Genomic DNA, 2,615 nt, shown 5'->3' with positions numbered 1-2,615 from the left:
ACGGGCGAAGGGCGGGTAGGGGACCTCCGCCCCGCGCAGCGGTACACCCGGCGGACCGGGTACGGCCGTGGCCCCGGCCGTCCACCTAGGGACGGCCGGGGCCACGGGAAGAAGGAACTAGCTCCAGCTGGCGTGCAGCGGCTTGCCCTCGGCGTAGCCCGCCGCGGACTGGACACCGACGACGGCCTTCTCCTCGAACTCCGCGAGGGACCCCGCACCGGCGTAGGTGCAAGAGGACCGCACACCGGCGATGATCGAGTCGATCAGGTCCTCGACGCCCGGCCGCGCCGGGTCGAGGAACATCCGCGAGGTGGAGATGCCCTCCTCGAAGAGACCCTTGCGCGCACGGTCGTACGCCGACTCCTCCGAGGTGCGGTTCTGCACCGCACGCGCCGAGGCCATGCCGAAGGACTCCTTGTAGAGGCGGCCGTCGGCCGACTGCTGCAGGTCGCCCGGGGACTCGTACGTACCGGCGAACCAGGAGCCGATCATGACGTTCGACGCGCCGGCGGCCAGCGCCATCGCCACGTCGCGCGGGTGACGGACGCCGCCGTCGGCCCACACGTGCTTGCCGTGCTTCTTGGCCTCGGCCGCGCACTCCAGGACCGCGGAGAACTGCGGGCGGCCCACGCCGGTCATCATGCGGGTGGTGCACATGGCGCCGGGGCCCACACCGACCTTGATGATGTCGGCGCCGGCGTCGATGAGGTCCTTGACGCCCTCGGCGGCGACGATGTTGCCGGCGACGATCGGGACCTGCGGGTCGAGGGCGCGGACGGCCTTGATCGCGCTGATCATCGATTCCTGGTGGCCGTGCGCGGTGTCGATGACGAGCGTGTCCACGCCCGCGTCGAGCAGCTGCTTCGCCTTGGCCACGAAGTCGCCGTTGATGCCGACGGCGGCGGCGATGCGCAGCTTGCCGTTGGCGTCGGTGGCGGGGGTGTACAGGGTCGCGCGGAGCGCGCCCTTGCGGGTCAGGATGCCGACGAGCTTGCCGTCCTTGTCGACGGCGGGGGCCAGCTTGCGGTGGCCGGCGTCGAGCTTGTTGAAGGCCTCGCGGGGGTCGATGTCGGCGTCGATGAGCAGCAGCTCCTTCGACATGACCTCGGAGAGCTGGGTGAAGCGGTCCACGCCGGTCAGGTCGTGGTCGGTGACGACGCCGACGGGGCGGCCCTCGGCGTCGACGACGACGCCGGCGCCGTGCGCCCGCTTGGGCAGCAGGGAGAGCGCGTCGGCGACGGTCTGGGTGGGCGCCAGCGTGATCGGGGTGTCGAGCACGAGGTGGCGGGTCTTGACCCAGGAGATGACGTCGGTGACGACATCGATGGGGATGTCCTGCGGGATGACGACGATTCCGCCGCGGCGGGCGACCGTCTCGGCCATCCGGCGGCCGGCGATGGCGGTCATGTTGGCCACGACCAGCGGAATGGTGGTGCCGGTGCCGTCGGGGGCGGAAAGGTCGACGCCCTGACGGGAACCGACCGCGGAGCGGCTCGGCACCATGAACACATCGTCGTACGTCAGGTCGTACGGCGGCTTCAGGTCATTGAGAAAACGCACGTGCAGAACATCCCAGTCGAATCGGAGGAGCCCGTCCTACCCACGTCAGGGCAGCCGAGGAAACGCACGTACTTCATTGTCCCACGCCCTGGCGTTTACGTTGCCCGGGCCGATCGTCCAGGACATATGGGGCCGGTTGGTCGTTTCCTACGGGACTTTAGACCCGCGGGGCCGCCGGGGCCGGGCGGCGGGGCCGGTGGACGGGTCCGGCGCCGAGGGCCAGCGGGAGGACGGGCCCGCCGGCGCGTCCGTACCGCTCGGCCGTGAACTCGGCGGCGATGGCCAGGGCCGTCTCCTCGGGGGTTCCGCCGCCGAGGTCGAGGCCGATCGGGGAGCGCAGCCGGTCGAGCACGGCCTGCGGCAGTCCCTCGGCACGCAGCCGTCCGGTGCGTTCCTCGTGGGTGCGGCGCGATCCCATCGCCCCCACGTAGCCGACCGGGAGCCGCAGTGCGAGCGTCAGGAGGGGGATGTCGAACTTGGCGTCGTGGGTCAGTACGCACACCACCGTACGGGGGTCCAGACGGCCGGCCTCCCATTCCGCGGCGAGGTGCCGGTGCGGCCAGTCCACGACGAGCTCGTCGGCGTCGGGGAACCGGGCGGCGGTGACGAAGACGGGCCGGGCGTCGCACACGGTGACCCGGTAGCCCAGGAAGGCGCCGATCCGGGCCAGGGCTGCGGCGAAGTCGATGGCCCCGTACACGAGGAGCCGGGGCGGCGAGGCGGCGGACTCGACGAGGAGGGTCAGCGGAGCCCCGCACAGCCCGCCGGCGGTGCCGAGCTCGGTGGTGCCGGTGCGCCCGGCGGCGAGCCAGACCCTCACCCGTTCGGCGGCGGCCCGGTCCAGCTCCGTGCTCCCGCCGAGGCGGCCCTCGTACGAGCCGTCGGCGTGCACGGCCAGCGCCCGGCCGAGGTGCTGCGGCGGGCCGCTGACCACCCGGCCCAGTGCGCAGCGCGCCCCGTCGCGGGCGGCGTCGAGCACGGCGCCGACGGCGGTCCGCACGGGGTCGTGCCGGCGGACCGGGGTGATCAGTACGTCGAGCACTCCCCCGCAGGTC

2 protein-coding genes are annotated in these 2,615 nt (G+C 72.7%); both read right to left on the bottom strand.

The features are described from left to right. Positions 1 to 117: 117 nt before the first annotated feature. Complete coding sequence (locus ACWGDE_RS38060; protein ID WP_453393660.1) at positions 118 to 1,560, bottom strand: GuaB1 family IMP dehydrogenase-related protein; 1,443 nt, start codon at positions 1,558 to 1,560, stop codon at positions 118 to 120. Between the two features lie 157 nt (positions 1,561 to 1,717). Continuing rightward, positions 1,718 to 2,615 (bottom strand): XdhC family protein (locus ACWGDE_RS38055; RefSeq protein WP_453393659.1); only part of this gene is annotated, 898 nt, incomplete at its 5' end.

This window comes from Streptomyces sp. NPDC054956 (genome assembly GCF_053609185.1).
The sequence above is the reverse complement of the archived record's forward strand: the minus strand, read 5'-3'. Positions and strand labels throughout refer to the sequence as shown.